This is a genomic window from Moritella sp. JT01 (assembly GCF_001574435.1).
Classification (GTDB): domain Bacteria; phylum Pseudomonadota; class Gammaproteobacteria; order Enterobacterales; family Moritellaceae; genus Moritella.
The window spans coordinates 277,841-293,759 of sequence record NZ_LOCN01000019.1 but is presented as its reverse complement, the minus strand read 5'-3'; the positions used below and the strand labels follow the sequence as shown (position 1 = coordinate 293,759).

Annotated in this window: 15 protein-coding genes; 4 read left to right on the top strand and 11 right to left on the bottom strand. The window is 41.1% G+C overall.

Translation table 11 applies throughout. The annotated features are described in order from the left end of the window. Entirely contained in the window at window positions 1-1,326 is a 1,326-nt protein-coding gene (locus tag AKG98_RS15745; RefSeq protein ID WP_067047931.1) for an NCS2 family permease, read from the top strand. A gap of 15 nt (window positions 1,327-1,341) precedes the next feature. Further along, window positions 1,342-1,905: a xanthine phosphoribosyltransferase gene (locus AKG98_RS15740; protein ID WP_067047928.1), complete on the top strand. Its 564-nt coding sequence runs from the start codon at window positions 1,342-1,344 to the stop codon at window positions 1,903-1,905. A gap of 182 nt (window positions 1,906-2,087) precedes the next feature. On the opposite strand, the gene AKG98_RS15735 is transcribed toward AKG98_RS15740, so the two are convergent. The 9 genes from AKG98_RS15735 to AKG98_RS15695 form a co-directional block, all read right to left on the bottom strand. Beyond that, complete coding sequence (locus AKG98_RS15735) at window positions 2,088-3,341, bottom strand: FAD-binding oxidoreductase (protein WP_067047925.1); 1,254 nt, start codon at window positions 3,339-3,341, stop codon at window positions 2,088-2,090. Next, window positions 3,338-4,726, bottom strand: coding sequence for an NAD(P)/FAD-dependent oxidoreductase (locus tag AKG98_RS15730; RefSeq protein ID WP_067047923.1), 1,389 nt, complete (start codon window positions 4,724-4,726; stop codon window positions 3,338-3,340). Before AKG98_RS15730 ends, AKG98_RS15735 begins: the two co-directional genes overlap by 4 nt. Continuing rightward, window positions 4,719-5,036, bottom strand: a complete 318-nt coding sequence (locus AKG98_RS15725; RefSeq protein ID WP_067047921.1) for a (2Fe-2S)-binding protein — start codon at window positions 5,034-5,036, stop codon at window positions 4,719-4,721. The genes AKG98_RS15730 and AKG98_RS15725 overlap by 8 nt, the downstream gene beginning before the upstream one ends. 538 nt (window positions 5,037-5,574) lie before the next feature. Next, complete coding sequence (locus tag AKG98_RS15720; RefSeq protein ID WP_067047919.1) at window positions 5,575-6,132, bottom strand: prepilin-type N-terminal cleavage/methylation domain-containing protein; 558 nt, start codon at window positions 6,130-6,132, stop codon at window positions 5,575-5,577. A 48-nt stretch (window positions 6,133-6,180) separates the two neighbouring features. Then, entirely contained in the window at window positions 6,181-6,465 is a 285-nt protein-coding gene (locus AKG98_RS15715; protein WP_067047917.1) for a hypothetical protein, read from the bottom strand. Between the two features lie 86 nt (window positions 6,466-6,551). Beyond that, window positions 6,552-8,096 (bottom strand): YdiU family protein, encoded by a 1,545-nt coding sequence (locus AKG98_RS15710; protein WP_198155549.1) that lies wholly within the window; start codon window positions 8,094-8,096, stop codon window positions 6,552-6,554. Between the two features lie 140 nt (window positions 8,097-8,236). Beyond that, on the bottom strand, window positions 8,237-8,671 hold the full coding sequence (msrB, locus tag AKG98_RS15705) for a peptide-methionine (R)-S-oxide reductase MsrB (RefSeq protein ID WP_067047913.1): 435 nt from the start codon (window positions 8,669-8,671) through the stop codon (window positions 8,237-8,239). 19 nt (window positions 8,672-8,690) lie between these two features. Beyond that, on the bottom strand, window positions 8,691-10,535 hold the full coding sequence (locus AKG98_RS15700) for an ABC transporter ATP-binding protein (RefSeq protein ID WP_067047907.1): 1,845 nt from the start codon (window positions 10,533-10,535) through the stop codon (window positions 8,691-8,693). A 57-nt stretch (window positions 10,536-10,592) separates the two neighbouring features. After that, the gene (locus tag AKG98_RS15695; RefSeq protein ID WP_067047902.1) at window positions 10,593-11,171 is read right to left on the bottom strand and encodes a VOC family protein; all 579 of its coding nucleotides are present in this window, start codon (window positions 11,169-11,171) and stop codon (window positions 10,593-10,595) included. 205 nt (window positions 11,172-11,376) lie between these two features. Here AKG98_RS15695 and AKG98_RS15690 point away from each other — a divergent pair, with 205 nt between their 5' ends. Next, complete coding sequence (locus AKG98_RS15690) at window positions 11,377-11,679, top strand: DUF496 family protein (protein ID WP_045109488.1); 303 nt, start codon at window positions 11,377-11,379, stop codon at window positions 11,677-11,679. A gap of 251 nt (window positions 11,680-11,930) precedes the next feature. Continuing rightward, window positions 11,931-13,127, top strand: a complete 1,197-nt coding sequence (locus tag AKG98_RS15685; protein ID WP_067047891.1) for an MFS transporter — start codon at window positions 11,931-11,933, stop codon at window positions 13,125-13,127. A 110-nt stretch (window positions 13,128-13,237) separates the two neighbouring features. On the opposite strand, the gene AKG98_RS15680 is transcribed toward AKG98_RS15685, so the two are convergent. Together AKG98_RS15680 and AKG98_RS15675 are read right to left on the bottom strand one after the other, a co-directional pair. Beyond that, window positions 13,238-14,821: an ABC-F family ATPase gene (locus AKG98_RS15680; protein ID WP_083543987.1), complete on the bottom strand. Its 1,584-nt coding sequence runs from the start codon at window positions 14,819-14,821 to the stop codon at window positions 13,238-13,240. 227 nt (window positions 14,822-15,048) lie between these two features. Continuing rightward, window positions 15,049-15,693, bottom strand: coding sequence for a LysE family translocator (locus AKG98_RS15675; protein ID WP_067047886.1), 645 nt, complete (start codon window positions 15,691-15,693; stop codon window positions 15,049-15,051). Window positions 15,694-15,919: the final 226 nt, after the last annotated feature.

Genomic DNA, 15,919 nt, shown 5'->3' with positions numbered 1-15,919 from the left:
ATGGACAAGTACTTCCTCCTGTCTGCGCGTGGCGCAACTGTAAAAAATGAAATCTACGCGGGTTTAATTACCTTTTTAGCGATGAGTTATATCTTAGCAGTGAATCCGGCAATCTTAGGAAGCATCGAAGGGATAGACAAAGGCTCGGTATTTACCGCAACAGCACTCTCTTCAGCTATCGCAACATTTATTATGGGTGCGTTTTCTAAATATCCAATTATGTTAGCGCCAGGTATGTCGATGAACGGCTTCTTTAAAGCTATCTTACTCGGTGGCGGTATCTCGTTACTTTGGCATGAAGCACTCTTTGCTATTTTCCTTTCTGGTTGTCTCTATTTAATTTTAAGCTTAACACCCGCTCGTAAGGTGATGATTGATGCGATTCCTGAAGATTTAAAACTCGGTATTGCCGTTGGTCTGGGCTTATTTGTTTCTTTTCTTGGTTTACGTAACGCCGATATCATTGTAAGTAACCCGTTTACCTTGGTCAGTATGGGCGATGTTAGCGATCCCAAAGTGTTTATCGCCCTGTTCAGTATCTTTATTGCGATTGGCTGTTTAGTCCGTGATATGAAACTCGCGACTGTTATTTCGTTCATCTCATCTATCATTTTAAGTTTATTAAGCGATCACTTCCTAGGTAGTAACTTAATTACTTTACCAACTGAAGTATTTTCTATGCCGCCAAGTTTAGCGCCCACATTTGGTGCTATATTTGATTTGTCACAACTGACAATGCCAAAACTGACTGATTTAATTTTCTTAGTTATTATCTTCTTTATTGTCGATTTCTTCGATGGTTTAAGCACGATTGTGGGTGTCGGCCGTGATGCGGGTATTATCGGTAAAGATGGTAAAGTACCAAACGCGAAATCGGCATTAGTGGCTGATTCAGGCGGTACGATCATTGGTACTATACTAGGGACAACGTCAATTACCGCTTATTCAGAATCTGCAGTCGCGTCATCATTGGGGGCTAAGACAGGTATCAGTGCGATCACGGTGGCTGTGATGTTCTTGATATCTATGTTCTTATTCCCTGTATTCTCAATCTTTACCTCGGCGATTGTGGCGCCAGCACTGGTTGTTATCGGTATTTATATGATTAAGAATTTGGCAAACGTTAACTGGGATAAGAAAGAGTCAGCAATTCCTGTATTCTTTATTATGGTATTTAGCTTGTTAACCTTCTCGCCTGCAAACGGTATGGCAATGGGTTTCATCAGTTACTGTTTCGTCATGTTAGTACAAGGTGACGGCAAAAAAGTTCACCCGATTATTTACTCACTCGCACTACTATTTGTTGTTTATTTAGCAATTTCATAATTTAGGGACTGACACATGAATTTATTAGAAAAAGCGATTTTAGAGCACGGAAAATCAGTTAACAACGTAGCCCTAGACGCTAGTAGCTTTTTAACAAAGCAAATCGATATTCAGATTTTAGACTGGTGTGCATCACAATTAGCTATCCACTTTCAAGATGCCAAGATCGACCGTATTTTAACGATTGAGAGCGGTGGTATTGCGATCTCTACATTGGTGGCCTTAAAACTCAATGTGCCATTAGTGGTCATGAAGAAAAAGCGTAGCATGTTAGACCCAGAGAATGTACTAACGGCTAACGTATTCAGCTTTACTAAAAATACCTCATACGAATTGAACTGCAATGTTGAACACATTAATGACAATGACCGCGTATTATTTATTGATGATGTATTGGCACACGGTAATGCGGTTGAAGGGACGCTGGCTATTCTTGAGCAAACCACAGCTAAATTAGTCGGTGTTGGTATATTATTCGAAAAATCGTTCCAAAGTGGCGCAGCAATGCTCGCAGAAAAAGGCATTGACACCTTGTCATTGGCCCGTATAAGTTCGCTAGAGAATGGTATCCATTTTTAATAAAATACCTGTTAGTAGAACAAAATAAACCGAAAGGGGAGAAACCACATATGTTTCTCCCCTTTTTAGTTTTTATGCTTAACGAGATAGCCATAAACAAAATACTAGGATATAAGCAAATCCTCATCTTTAATTGTCAACAGCCCCCCCCCCCCCCNNCCCCCCCCCCGAATAAACTATTTTTATAAAGCCGTTTCTAAATGATATGCGCCAATCATCTTACCCTCAAGATTCAGGAACCGTTCATAGGAGAATGGCTTGATATCGACACTGGTTGGTTGACCCCGAACAAGTTCATCCAAAATCTTCCCTGTGATCGCAGACGTCAACATACCAGTGCGAAAATGACCACAGGCATTCAGATAACCTTCAACGCCTGGAACAGGCCCAAGAATAGGTAATTCATCAGGCGTCCCTGGACGCAGTCCAGCCCAGCAACGTTTAATATTCATATCCTTTAGAGCAGGAATTGATTTTAAAGCACCTTGTGCTAATTCTCTGATGTGCTGAATATTATTACTGGTATCAAAACCAGATTCTTCAGTTGTCGAGCCTATCAGGATCTCACCATTATCCTTCTGTGCAATATAGCAATCACTCGTGGTCAGACAGCCATTTAATAACTTAGGCAATTTCTCCGTAATCACCACCTGTCCTTTTACTGGAAATACAGGGAGTGCATATCCTGTCGCCCATTTACTGATTGTTTCGGCCCACGCGCCTGCCGCGTTAACCATTAACTTGCAATTTAATGTACCTTGCTCAGTTTTTACAGCCGTTACTTGGTTTCCATTTCGCTCAACACCAGTCACCTTAGTATTCAGATATAACTCAACACCATTTTGCCGCGCAGCTTCTAAATACGCTTCGTTAAGACGATAGGGGTTAATCTGATGGTCACAATCGAATTCCATTGCACCGATGGCTTCAGGAGAAATCTGTGGTTCCTCGGCACGTAATTCTTCCTGAGTGACCCAGCGAACATGCTCCTGCCGGTTCGGTACTGCTGCTGCAATCTGCTCTGCATACAAACGGTCATATTGATCAAACATGACAAACTTAAGACCAGTCCGTTCCAATTTGAAATCCACATTATGCTTTTCAAGTAACTCTTTATAGAGAGACGGATACATTGCATTAGACATCATTGCCATATCAAAGAATGGTTCAGGCATGATGTGTGGGTTCATTTCAGGCGTTTTACCTGTTGCAGATTTCTCCATCTGCTTAGACAGTGTTTTAAATAGAATTACGCCACAACCTAGTCCTGTTGATTCGCCCATAGGCCACAAGCCTCCAGCAGAAGCTCGAGATGCATTACCCGGATACTTATAATCAACCAGTGCGATTTTTAAATCCCGTTGGCGACTAAGAAAGTAGGCAACTGAAGCTCCAATAACACCACCGCCACAAATTACTACATCATATGTATTCATACTTCGTTCTCCATAAGCGCTGAGAATGGAATCGGATCTAACGGAAATCTTGGGCGTATTAAACCGATCTCTTGACTAAACCCTTCTTTCTTCATTCGGTCATAACAATAATGAGCACAGGTTTTTCCCTGACAGTCTCCCATCGTGACGCGTGTGCGCATCTTTAACGTTACAATATCCCGGCATCCCTGTGCAATTGCTTCATCTATGGATTTTTTCTTCACTTGTTCACAACGGCAAATAACCGTTTCATCATCAGGCAGTGACACTAACCCCAATTGACGATGACTTGTATTATCGAAAGCCTTTCGGAATCGGTACAAACGAGAAAGAGTACGATGAAAAGCAATAATACATTGCTCCGCAGTTGCATGATCTAATTTTCCTAGCTCACAAGCGATAGCTTTCGCGGCAATCTTTCCTTCGGTTATAGCGGCATCAGCTCCAGCGATCTTTACGCTATCTCCCGCACATAAGACTCCACCCACACTACTTCGCTGCCACTTATCAACTTTTGGAATAGCGCCACTCATGTGATCATATTCCACATCAAGTTCCAAAAGTTGTGCTAATTGTGAACGCGCAGCAAAACCATAACCTACACCAAGAGTATCTACAGTGTGAGTCACCGCTTTTGATTTATCCGGTAACCACGACCCATCATAAGGTGCCACCATAACTTCATTTAACTGATTATCCCCCTCAGCTTTCACCAGCCCCCAACCATAGTGGAGAGGAATCTTTTGTTGCTTGAGATACCACATCATAGATAAGCCATCGAGCACCTGTTGCGGGCGGTTGAGCATCGCTAGCGTTTCTTTGGCAATAGCACTGAATTTTGCGGCTTCATATATGGCTTCAACTTGACAACCCGCTTTGTGCAACTGACAAGCTACCAGTACTAAAAGTGGTCCACTACCCGCTATCACAACTTTATTTCCCGGCCTGACCAAACCACTTTTTAGCTGTAATTGTATCGCACCGAGTAACATCACTCCCGGAAGCTGCCAACCCTTAAAAGGTATACTGCGCTCCTGACAGCCTGTTGCCAGAATGAGGTGATCATATTCAATATTGGTAAGTTGGTGGTCATGTGTAATTAGAAGGTTATTATTTCCTAATGGCCCAAGGACTCGAGTTTGGGTTTGAAGATTAATAAAAGATGAATAACTTTGATATTCCTGCTGAAACTTATCCATTGAAGCTTTTAGCTTCTCATCGAGATGCGGCATATCTGGTGTATTACGCCATGGCCCACGATAGATAACGCCTCCCGCTTTAGGCGCTTCATCAATAACAGTACTATAAATACCATTTCGAGCTAATTCTATCGCAGCAGACATACCCGCCGGACCAGCACCCACAATCACAATCTTCTTAGCCATGTTTCCCACCTTGTTCCTGTACCATATTGCGCCCAGTCTCGATTTGCATATCTGGTTTTACAATAGTCTGGCATGCTCGCTGTTTATGCTTGCCATCGATATGTAGATGGCAGCAATGGCATACCCCCATACCGCAATAAGGTCCAGATTTAACACCGTAATCGTTTTTCATCAACTGGCGAACGCTAGATGCCAATAATGTACTGAGTACACTTTCTCCTTCAATTGCCGAAATCTGTGTTCCATCAACATTAATAGTAAACAGCCTGTCCATAGCTTCTGTTATATCTTGCTTTCTTTTTTCTGACATTATTCTGTTACTCCATAGAAGTTGAAGTTATGACAAATACTTATTATTCGCCTATAACTGACACCAACGGCGCGATAACATACGCTGTCATTACAGTAAGGCGAGTAAATAAAGTCATCAAACAATAACCATAAAAATAACAAGGTTAAAGTATCACTAAAGGGTTATCATTTTATTTTTGACATCAATCACATTTTTAATTTAATTTCATGATCAACATCACACATCACTGAAATAAAAAAACAAAAAATGAACCTAAATCAGGACTATACCCCATTAAATATCGACAAAGCAGACATTAACACTGTAAGTCAAAGTAAATTAATTACACTGTAAATAAGAAGTTTTTTACATAAGTAGAGTTGAAAATCTAAATTAGTGGGTATGGAGGTTGAAATTAGAATCTTGTTTGAACGAATATTCAGACATTACGCTGCAATACGAGCAGAAAATACATTGGTATCCTGTCATTGGCACGTTCTAGTTCACTAGAGAATGGGATTAATTTTGAATTAAATGACTATTAGTTAGTATAAAACTAACACCCGTCTTCAATTGTAGATACTTCATTGTATACGACAATCCCATTACTCACCCTGAATGCATAAAATGCATAACATTGGTCCCTCACTGATTTACCATTTGGTACAAACAGCATACCCCAGCCTTGGGGGTAACCGGCAGTGATACTACTAGCAGGCGTTTGATCAACAACACATGCTGGCGCTTGCGAACACACCTCATCTAAAACCGTCGGTTGATAATAACCATTACCCAGGTAATGCAGATTACTGTTCATTAACTCTGCTAACGCATTATCCCAGATCTCTTGTGGCTTACCAAAGTAGGTATTTATTTCGACATCACCGATAGTCACTTTGACGCTGGATCGGTCCTCGACACCTTGCATGATCGCGGCATAACGAACTTGCTCAACAACAAAGCTAAAGTTACCAGCAATACCCTTAATCGCAGCTATTCGAGCGCCTTGCTGGATATTGATAAATCGAGGGATTGCGACCGCGGCAAGCACGCCGAGTATAATGATCACGATAACCAACTCGATAAGGGTAAAGCCTTTATTCTTATGTCTCATTAATTTGATATCCCTATCCTAGAGATGAGTTCATCCCGTTATAATCCTTTATTTAATGAGCGACACACCTTCAACTTGAGTCACTGTGCTCGCATTAGTACGTTCGATTGTTTTAACAAGCACAGATTGAATCGTTTCATCTTCTCGGGCATCACTTTTGCTCACAAACTTTTGTGCTTGTGGTTCCGCGCCCTCTTCTAACGTGAACGTCACAACAACTTCGGTTGCAGCATCCTTCGTTTCACCAAAGTACGCTAACGCGACTAACGGATAACCTTTAAAACCTTTCTTAACTAATTTTTCGATACGCTTTTTTGCTTTATCTAAATTCATCATTGAATCCTTGTGGTTATTAAACCTGAAAATATAATACGTTAAAAAATAGGGAATAGTTATTCCCTAAATTGACTAGCTTGCGACTAAGACGAACAGCTCAACACCATCTTGCGTCCCCACTCAGGAGGTAATGCAGCGAGCTTTTCAAACTCAGGGTGTTCGGCAAACGGATTCGATAATACTTCAAGTAACTCATTCACCAAGCTGTAGTCGTAGTCAGTTGCTTGCGTGATCGCTTGCTGCGCTAAGTAATTACGTAAAATATACTTAGGGTTAACTTGGTTCATGCTCACTTTACGCAGTTCATCTACGCTCGATTCTAAGACTAAACGTTGCTGATATTTAACCGCCCAAACATCAAATGCCTCTCGGTCAATAAACTGATCGCGTATTAGGCTATTATCAGCATCCTCAGCGCTATTAAAATCACTTAATAGACGGAAAAAATAGGTATAGTCCACTGCGCTACCGGCCAATATTTCCAACAAGTGTTTAATCAACTCACCATCCGTATCATGCACTTGTTGTAAACCGAGTTTACCACGCATCAACTCACGAAATTTCGCTAAAAATATATCATCATAAGTTTGTAGCACTGCATTTAACGGATCGATATCAACGAACGGAGTCAGGGCTCGGCCTAACGCCATTAAATTCCAATAACCCACTTGTGGTTGCTGATTAAAGGCATAGCGACCCGAATAATCGGTGTGATTACAAACATAAGCGGGATCGAAGTTATCCTGAAACGCAAACGGGCCATAATCAAAGGTTTGCCCTAAGATCGACATGTTATCGGTATTCATCACCCCATGAACAAAACCAACCGCTTGCCAATGTGCCATTAACTCCGCAGTAGTGGTCATCACTTGCTTATAAAACGCCAAGTAAGGTACTTCTTCGTTTAAGGCATCAGGGAAATGCTTGGTTAGAGTGTAATCCAACATCAGCTTTAAATCGTCTAAACGCTGGGTATAATAAAAATGTTCAAAGTGACCAAAACGCACATGCGATTCTGCAACACGCACCACCATGGCGGCTTGTTCAACTTGCTCTCGCATCACCGTATCACTACCAACAACCACACTTAATGCTTGTGTTGTTGGAATACCTAACCCTTGCATTGCCGCACTGCATAAATACTCGCGAATACTTGAACGTAATACTGCGCGACCATCACCTTGACGGCTATAAGGCGTTCGGCCTGCACCTTTTAAATGCAGATCCCAAGTCGTGTTATTGCAACTATCGCCACTAGTATCATTACCTTTAACTTGCGCTAACAGCAAACCACGACCGTCACCGAGATCCGGGTTGTAGTGACCAAACTGATGACCGGTATACTTCATAGCCAGGGGTTCGAAACCGCTTGGTAGATAGTTACCAGAACATAGCTGCAATAACGCATCACTATCAGCAACAGCAGTATCGAACCCTAACAAGGCTAATACTTGCGGGTTTAGACTGACCATTTTCGGGTCGCTGATCCCATCTGGCATTTGCTTGTTATAAAAATGCGCGGGCAACGTCGCATAGTGATTATCACAGTTCAGTGAATCAATACTTGTCAGCTTATCAAGCCTATCGGTTTGCTCATGGCTGTCTACTGGCTTATTAACGATGCTCACAGATTATCCCTGCGGTTAAAGACTTTATATAAATATACCCAAATTATTGCATGGTATTGTGCTCAACACCTAACAACAACTTGGGTATATGCTTCATCGACTATTTTGTGACGATCGCTTTAGCGTTCTAGCTTAATGACCTAGTCTTTGCTATTGGCATTAAAACCCATCGATATCGAGTTAATGCAAAAACGTTGACCTGTCTCTGTTGGTCCATCCGGAAATACATGTCCTAAATGCGAATCACAGTTACTGCACGTCACTTCAATGCGTTGCATGGCTAAACTGCTGTCTTCGGTATACACCACTGCGCCTGATTTAATCTCTTTATCAAAGCTTGGCCAACCGCAGCCCGAATTAAACTTGCTATCACTGGTAAATAACGCACTACCACAGCATTTGCAGTGATATACACCCACGGTCTCATTGTTTAACAGCGTCCCCGTGTAAGGATGCTCTGTGCCTTTTTTACGGCACACGTGAAACTCTTCATCCGTTAACTCTGCTTGCCACTCGGCATCAGTTTTAGTCACTGTAATACTGCTTTTATCTGTGTTCTTTATCTCTTTATTCATACTCTTTTTGTCCTCACGGTTAATGAGTAGATTGTAAGCGACCGTACAATGTTTGATAAAGCCCTTCAACCTGTAATAATTCATGATGTTGTCCTGACTGGCTTATTTCGCCATCGTCGAGCACATAGATCAAGTCAGCCTGTTTAATTGCGCTAAGTCTATGGGCTATAATTAATGTCGTTCTGTCTTCTAAAAATTCGCTAAGGTTGTGGTGTAAACGACTTTCGGTTTCGGTATCTAATGCCGATGTTGCTTCATCAAATACCACCATTTGTGGTTTACTTAATACCATTCTCGCAATCGCTAAACGCTGGCGTTGACCACCAGAAAGACGCACACCATTACGTCCGACTAAGGTATCTAATCCATGACCCAGTTGTTTAATTGTGTCTGCCATTTCTGCGACTTGCAGTGCTTGCCATAATTCATCATCGGTAAAACTATTACCCATAGATAAATTTTCACGTATCGAGGTGTTAAACAAGATAGGTTGCTGTAATACCGTGGCAATATTTTCACGTACTTTATCATAACCAATCTGGTTTAGCGGCACATCGTTAATTAAGATCTCGCCTTGCTGTTTCTCATATAAACCCAATAGCAATTGCACCAGTGTCGATTTACCACCTCCGCTCACAGCAACAATCGCGACTTTCTTACCTTTCGGGATCACTAAGTTTACATTACGGATCACTTTGTTTTCACTATTGTAAGCAAAACACACATCTTTGAATTCAACCGTTACGCCTTCTTGACCTGAAAACGGATCAACCACACACGGATGTTGTGGCTCTTGTGTTAATTCGAACACGCCGTTTAATCGTTTCAATGCCGCCGAGGCTGCAAAGTAGGTATATTGAATACTTAATAATTCTTGTACCGGTCCCATCATAAACCACAGGTAACCAAATACCGCGAAGATCTGACCAATAGTCAGATCAGCAAAAACGACCATCAACATAGCGATCGCACGGAACACTTCAAAACCAATTAAGAAGATAGTGAAGCTTAGACGGTTAACCGCATCGGTTTTCCATTGTGATTGGATCGCGCTATGACGTAACTCACTCGCCGCATCAATAACACGGCTAAAATATTGTTTCTCACGTTGCGCAGTACGCAACTGTTGGATTGCATCTAAGGTATCAATTAGCGCTTCTTGGAATGCTTCAAAGGCGGCATTTTCACGTGTTTTTAAATTTTTAATCCGCTTACCAAACGAACGAGAAAAATAGATAACTGCCGGATTCAACAATAAGATGATTAAACCTAACTGCCAATCAATCCATAACAAGATCGCAGCCGTACCGATAATGGTGAGCATACTGACTAGGAACTTAGATAAGGTCTCAGCTAAGAATTTATCGATAGTTTCAACATCGGTGATACAACGAGAGCTGATCCCGCCCGAGCCCTGCGTTTCATACTCAGTTAATGATACCAGCGGTAAATGGTGCATTAATTTATTACGAATGTAGAAGCTTAAGTTCTTACCAATGATGGTAAATTGTCTCGCTTGCCATACCGACAAGACTAAACTAGACAAGCGTAGCAACACCACAAAACCAAGGATTGCCAGAATATACAGTTGCGGCCCCCACCATGATTCAGGGAACATATTTTGCATTGCTTGTACCGCCGCACCGGGTTTTTCTAACAATACTTCGTCCACGAGTAAAGGCATCATCAGCGGAATAGGGACACTGACTAAGGTGGCAAAAACGGCAATAATATGGGCAGTAATTAATGGTTTCTTTTGGCGTAATACACGTTGTCGGATCAACTGCCAGCTAATACGTGTACCCTTTTTTTGTTGATCATGTTGCTGAGATTTCGATTCAAATTGCGTATTTTCTTTTATCATAATTTATATAAAACCACGTTTACCTAATGCTTTTGAGAATGATTATCAATTGTATTATTATGCCGTAGATTCACTCGCAACAACAGCTTTAATGCCCGCACTATGTACCTTGATGCAGATATCACCTTGTTTAAATGCAATCGTAGGGTTTGCTAATGTTTCACCTGCTGCCTGTGGTGATGAACGTTTAATTTTAATGCTGCGGTCATTCGCTAACATCCTATCGATATCAGGATTAATCAGGCGTAATGCCTGTTCTAGCTCTGCCATATTAGTCGCATTACCCGGTAACACTAACTCAATGTGTTCCCAACCTTGTTGGGGATAATGCTTGGCAGGAAACGGCAGTTCGACACAATCAATCTGCCAATCATCTAACGTTAACGGCTTATCTAATACTATTATATATATCGGTCGACCGTTAATAATGCTGTCAGAAATAACCTTACCACGTTGTTTAAACTCAGCCAGTAGTGACTCTGCGATTGCAATATCATTAACCCGCAATGCGATATGATCACACCATAACGCATCAGTTTTTGAGTTTGATTGTTCAAGTAAACCAAGTTGATGTGAGAATGCTAAAATCGCTTTAGAGAATGCCGGCCACTGCTGAGTTAGATCTTGATATTGCATGGTAATTCCTTCAATGAGTTATCACGTAATAATAACACAAGCCACATTTTTACTGGGTGGTTTATAAAATAACCATTCTTGATGTAGTGCAAAAATTTTAAAGTTGGCTCTAATTAGGTCAAAAACACAGAGCTTTTAGGACATTATCCTGTTAAATTAAAGAGGATTTCTTTTAATAACTTTTCATGAACAATAGGGTGTACAAATGAATAATGCTTTTGATGCAGTAAAAAGTGCTCGTCGTAAAAACAAGCTAAAACGTGAGATCCTCGATAACGCGAAGAAGATCCGTGATAACCAAAAACGTGTCGATCTACTTGATAATCTACTTGATTATCTTGCGCCAGAAATGACTCAAGCAGAGATTGTTGAAATCATTGCGAACATGAAATCAGATTATGAAGACCGTGTTGATGACCACATCATTACCGGTGCTGAACTATCTAAAGAACGCCGTGAAATTAGCAAAAAAATTAAAGCAATAACAAAAGCTGTTAACGAAAAATAAGAAGAAATCGAACGCTATACACCTACACGATAATCCGCGCCCTAAATAAATCTAATAAGCGGATATCAATATTTAGACAAAGCACCAAGTAAACAAGCTCGCTCGTTTTGGTGCTTTGTTTTAATAAACAAGCCACCTCCTCCCCCTCTCACTACCATATACGATTCCCAGTACGCGAGGCGTAAAGGTTATAACTATACTAATAACAATGCTAATCTAACTGTCTCCCAGCCAATTAGCAGTCGATAGCCATGAAACCATTGCCTAAATCAATTTTTACATCCTTCTCCAAAGAAAGCCCATTTGTTTTTCTCGCCCTTGCCGGTATTGTCATGTCGATGACCTTTTCGGCATGGAACGCACTACTGAATAACTTTGCTATCGAGAATGCCGCATTTACAGGGGCCGAAATAGGCACCTTACAATCGATACGTGAGATCCCAGGGTTACTTGCTTTCACGGCTGCATTTGTATTGCTGATACTAAAAGAACAAGTATTTGCCATTATTGCCTTATCCTTGCTCTCGATTGGGGTGGCGATAACGGGATTTTTTCCCTCTGTTTATGGCTTATATGCCACAACCGTGCTTATGTCTGTGGGTTTCCATTATTACGAAACCATCAACCAATCATTGAGCCTGCAATGGTTTAGTAAAGCCGAAGCCCCTGCGCAACTGGGTCGCCTACTCGCGGTGAAATCATTTGCAGCCCTCTTTACCTTTGCGGGTATTTGGCTGGCGTTCACCGTGTTTGAGGCAGACTATGTAACCGTATACATGGCATGTGGACTGCTCGGGCTGGTAATCACCGCTTGGCTCGCAACCCATAGACCTAAAGTCCAAAATACCCATGTACAACACAAAAAACTCATCTTGCGTAAGCGCTACAGCTTGTATTACTTGCTGACTTTTTTAGCGGGTGCCCGCCGACAAATATTTATCGTCTTCGCAAGTTTCCTCATGGTCGAAAAATTCGGTTACGGTGTACCTGAAATCACCGCACTATTCATGCTCAATCATGTCATTAATCTGTATTTAGGGCCTAAAATCGGCGCATGGATTGGTCGTGTAGGTGAGCGTCGCGCATTAACATTCGAATATACCGGACTTATCTTTGTGTTTATTGGTTACGCCTTGGTAGAGTCAGCAGAGTTTGCCGCCGTGCTGTATATTATTGATCACTTATTCTTTGCAATGGCGATTGCATTAAAAACCTATTTCCAGAAGATTGCCGATCCGAAAGATATTGCCGGTAGCATGGGCGTGAGTTTCTCGATTAATCATATTGCTGCTGTCGTTATTCCGGTGATTTTCGGCATGATCTGGTTATATAATCCATCGTTAGTATTTTACGCTGGCGCGGCGATTGCTTGCTTATCTTTGATACTCAGTCGCTTCATACCAGTGACGTACAAATCAGAATCAAGCGTGAGCAATAACGCAGCTTAAGGCGGGACGCAGGTACAAAAAAGGCCATCACATAATGTGATGGCCTTTTCTATTTTTTAATCAATCATTCACTCACTTAAAACAAGCACCGATTGCTCGGTTAATGCTTATTATTTGCTTGCGATGTATTCTTCGTAAGTACCGTCGAAATCAATGATGCCGTTTGGCGTGATATCCCAGATACGTGTCGCAACTGTAGATACAAACTCACGGTCATGAGAGATGAATAGTAAAGTACCTTCATATTTCTCAAGCGCTATGTTCAATGCTTCAATTGATTCCATATCCATGTGGTTCGTTGGTTCATCCATTAATAATACATTTGGTTTTTGCATCATTAATTTACCGTAAAGCATACGGCCTTTTTCACCACCAGATAGTACACTTACTTTCTTGCTAATGTCATCATTAGAGAACAGTAGACGACCTAGGTAACCACGAACAGTTTGATCGTCATCGCCTTTTTCTTTCCACTGATTCATCCACTCCATTAGCGTCATATCTTCTTCGAAGTATGATTCGTGATCCTGTGCATAATAAGCGATGTTTACGTTTTCAGACCATTTGTACTCACCCGAATCTGGAGTAAGTTCGTCTACTAACATACGCATTAATGTTGTTTTACCAACACCATTAGTACCGATAATTGCAATACGCTCGCCAACTTCTACCATCGTCTTGAAGTTAGAGAATAATGGGCCATCATCAAAGCCTTTTGTTAGGTCTTGAACTTCTAATGCATTACGATAAAGCTGTTTTTCTTGCTCGAAACGAATGAATGGCGTTTGACGGCTAGATACTTTAACTTCATCAAGCTCAATTTTATCAAGACGTTTAGCACGTGATGATGCTTGTTTTGCTTTCGATGCGTTTGCAGAGAAACGAGCAACGAATGCTTTAAGCTCTGTAATTTGCGCTTCTTTTTTCGAGTTGCTTGTTAGTAGTTGCTCACGCGCTAATGCAGAAGCAAACATGTAATCATCGTAGTTACCTGGATAAACACGTAATTCACCGAAATCTAGATCAGCCATGTGAGTACAAACACTGTTTAAGAAATGACGATCATGCGAGATGATTACCATTGTGCTTTGACGTGCGTTTAGTGTTTCTTCTAACCAGTCAATCGTGGCGATATCCAAGTTATTCGTTGGTTCGTCAAGTAGTAAAATATCTGGATCAGAGAATAGTGCTTGTGCTAGTAGTACACGTAGTTTCCAACCTGGAGCAACTTCGCTCATTAGGCCGTAGTGTAGTTCTACTGGGATACCAACACCGATTAGTAGTTCACCCGCACGAGATTCAGCTGTGTAGCCGTCCATCTCTGCGAATTCACTTTCTAGATCGCCAACACGCATACCATCTGCTTCAGTCATTTCTGGGTTAGCATAAATTGCGTCACGTTCTTCTTTCACTGTCCACATTTCTGCGTGGCCCATGATCACTGTATCAAGTACAGTGTTGTTTTCGAATGCGAATTGATCCTGACTTAATTTACCTAGACGTTCGTTTTCATCAAGCTTCACGTTACCAGAGCTTTGATCTAAATCGCCGCCTAAGATTTTCATGAATGTTGATTTACCACAACCGTTAGCACCGATTAAACCGTAACGATTACCGCCACCGAACTTAACTGAGATATTTTCGAAAAGTGGCTTGGCACCGAACTGCATTGTAATATTTGCTGTGCTAATGATAGGGAACGCTCCTGTCCAAAAAGTGGACTAAATATAAATTACTGAATTTTAAGTTGGCGGAGTATAGCACCTAATGTGACGTAAATCACGTAGTCTAATTGGTAAATATAAATGAATAAGAGGAAATATTACTTTAAGGTTTATTTGACTCACTAGACTGCATCCGTGCAGTCTGCTTACGCTGTTTTAGCTGTTTATTTTATCTAATGACTATTTATATACTAGTACTAGCCAATGGCCGCTGGTACTTGCGAGAGCAACAACCAAGCGCCAAGTAATACGAATACCGAACCCATGATCTTATGTTGGTAGATGTGGAAGCGCTCGTTGGTTAATAATGATTTACCTAAGGTACCCACCGTCACCACTAACATTAAGTTAAACAATAAACCTAATACGTTAAGCAATAAACCTAGCGCGAGCATTTGTTCGCCAGAAGACGTCTCGATATTTGATGATACAAACTGTGGTAAGAACAACACAAAGAATAATAAGGCTTTAGGGTTTAACAAGTTGCTGAATACCGCTTTACGGTACAGTGAGCGTGCCATTTTGCTGGTTTGATTCACTTCAGGAGCAACAACCGAGCTAGTGCGTAAACAATCCCAACCCATTTTTAATAAATATAAACCACCCAATAAATGCAAGGCTTTAAGCGCCATCGGGCTCATCGCGATCATCGCAGACACACCCATCGCGGCCAATAAAGTTAAGATAATACCTGATGTTGCATTACCCAAACTGGCAAATACCCCTACTTTGCGACCATAACTTAAGCTTGAACTGGCAATTAATAACATGTCAGGACCTGGGATCAGTAATAGGGCTACAACAGCAGTCAAATAGACTGGTAGAATAGATAAATCAATCATGGATAGTTCGCATTACAAAATAAGGAACTGGATTGTAATGTATCTGATAAAATTTACACCTACTATTTAACCTATAAATCAGTTAATAATACAAATTAAATCAAGCACAAATATTAACTCTGGATATCTTCTCTTACCACCTACAGTATTAAACGCCCGAAAAGACTGTCGAAAAATTTTACAAAATATTAAAAAACGATTTACAGCTAAAATTTATCTGACTGAT

Bases quoted from the DNA above. Each gene is read 5' to 3' on its own strand.
- AKG98_RS15745 (WP_067047931.1), top strand. From the start codon at position 1: ATGGACAAGTACTTCCTCCTGTCTGCGCGTGGCGCAACTGTAAAAAAT.
- AKG98_RS15740 (WP_067047928.1), top strand. From the start codon at position 1,342: ATGAATTTATTAGAAAAAGCGATTTTAGAGCACGGAAAATCAGTTAAC.
- AKG98_RS15735 (WP_067047925.1), bottom strand. From the start codon at position 3,341: ATGAATACATATGATGTAGTAATTTGTGGCGGTGGTGTTATTGGAGCT.
- AKG98_RS15730 (WP_067047923.1), bottom strand. From the start codon at position 4,726: ATGGCTAAGAAGATTGTGATTGTGGGTGCTGGTCCGGCGGGTATGTCT.
- AKG98_RS15725 (WP_067047921.1), bottom strand. From the start codon at position 5,036: ATGTCAGAAAAAAGAAAGCAAGATATAACAGAAGCTATGGACAGGCTG.
- AKG98_RS15720 (WP_067047919.1), bottom strand. From the start codon at position 6,132: ATGAGACATAAGAATAAAGGCTTTACCCTTATCGAGTTGGTTATCGTG.
- AKG98_RS15715 (WP_067047917.1), bottom strand. From the start codon at position 6,465: ATGAATTTAGATAAAGCAAAAAAGCGTATCGAAAAATTAGTTAAGAAA.
- msrB (WP_067047913.1), bottom strand. From the start codon at position 8,671: ATGAATAAAGAGATAAAGAACACAGATAAAAGCAGTATTACAGTGACT.
- AKG98_RS15700 (WP_067047907.1), bottom strand. From the start codon at position 10,535: ATGATAAAAGAAAATACGCAATTTGAATCGAAATCTCAGCAACATGAT.
- AKG98_RS15695 (WP_067047902.1), bottom strand. From the start codon at position 11,171: ATGCAATATCAAGATCTAACTCAGCAGTGGCCGGCATTCTCTAAAGCG.
- AKG98_RS15690 (WP_045109488.1), top strand. From the start codon at position 11,377: ATGAATAATGCTTTTGATGCAGTAAAAAGTGCTCGTCGTAAAAACAAG.
- AKG98_RS15685 (WP_067047891.1), top strand. From the start codon at position 11,931: ATGAAACCATTGCCTAAATCAATTTTTACATCCTTCTCCAAAGAAAGC.
- AKG98_RS15675 (WP_067047886.1), bottom strand. From the start codon at position 15,693: ATGATTGATTTATCTATTCTACCAGTCTATTTGACTGCTGTTGTAGCC.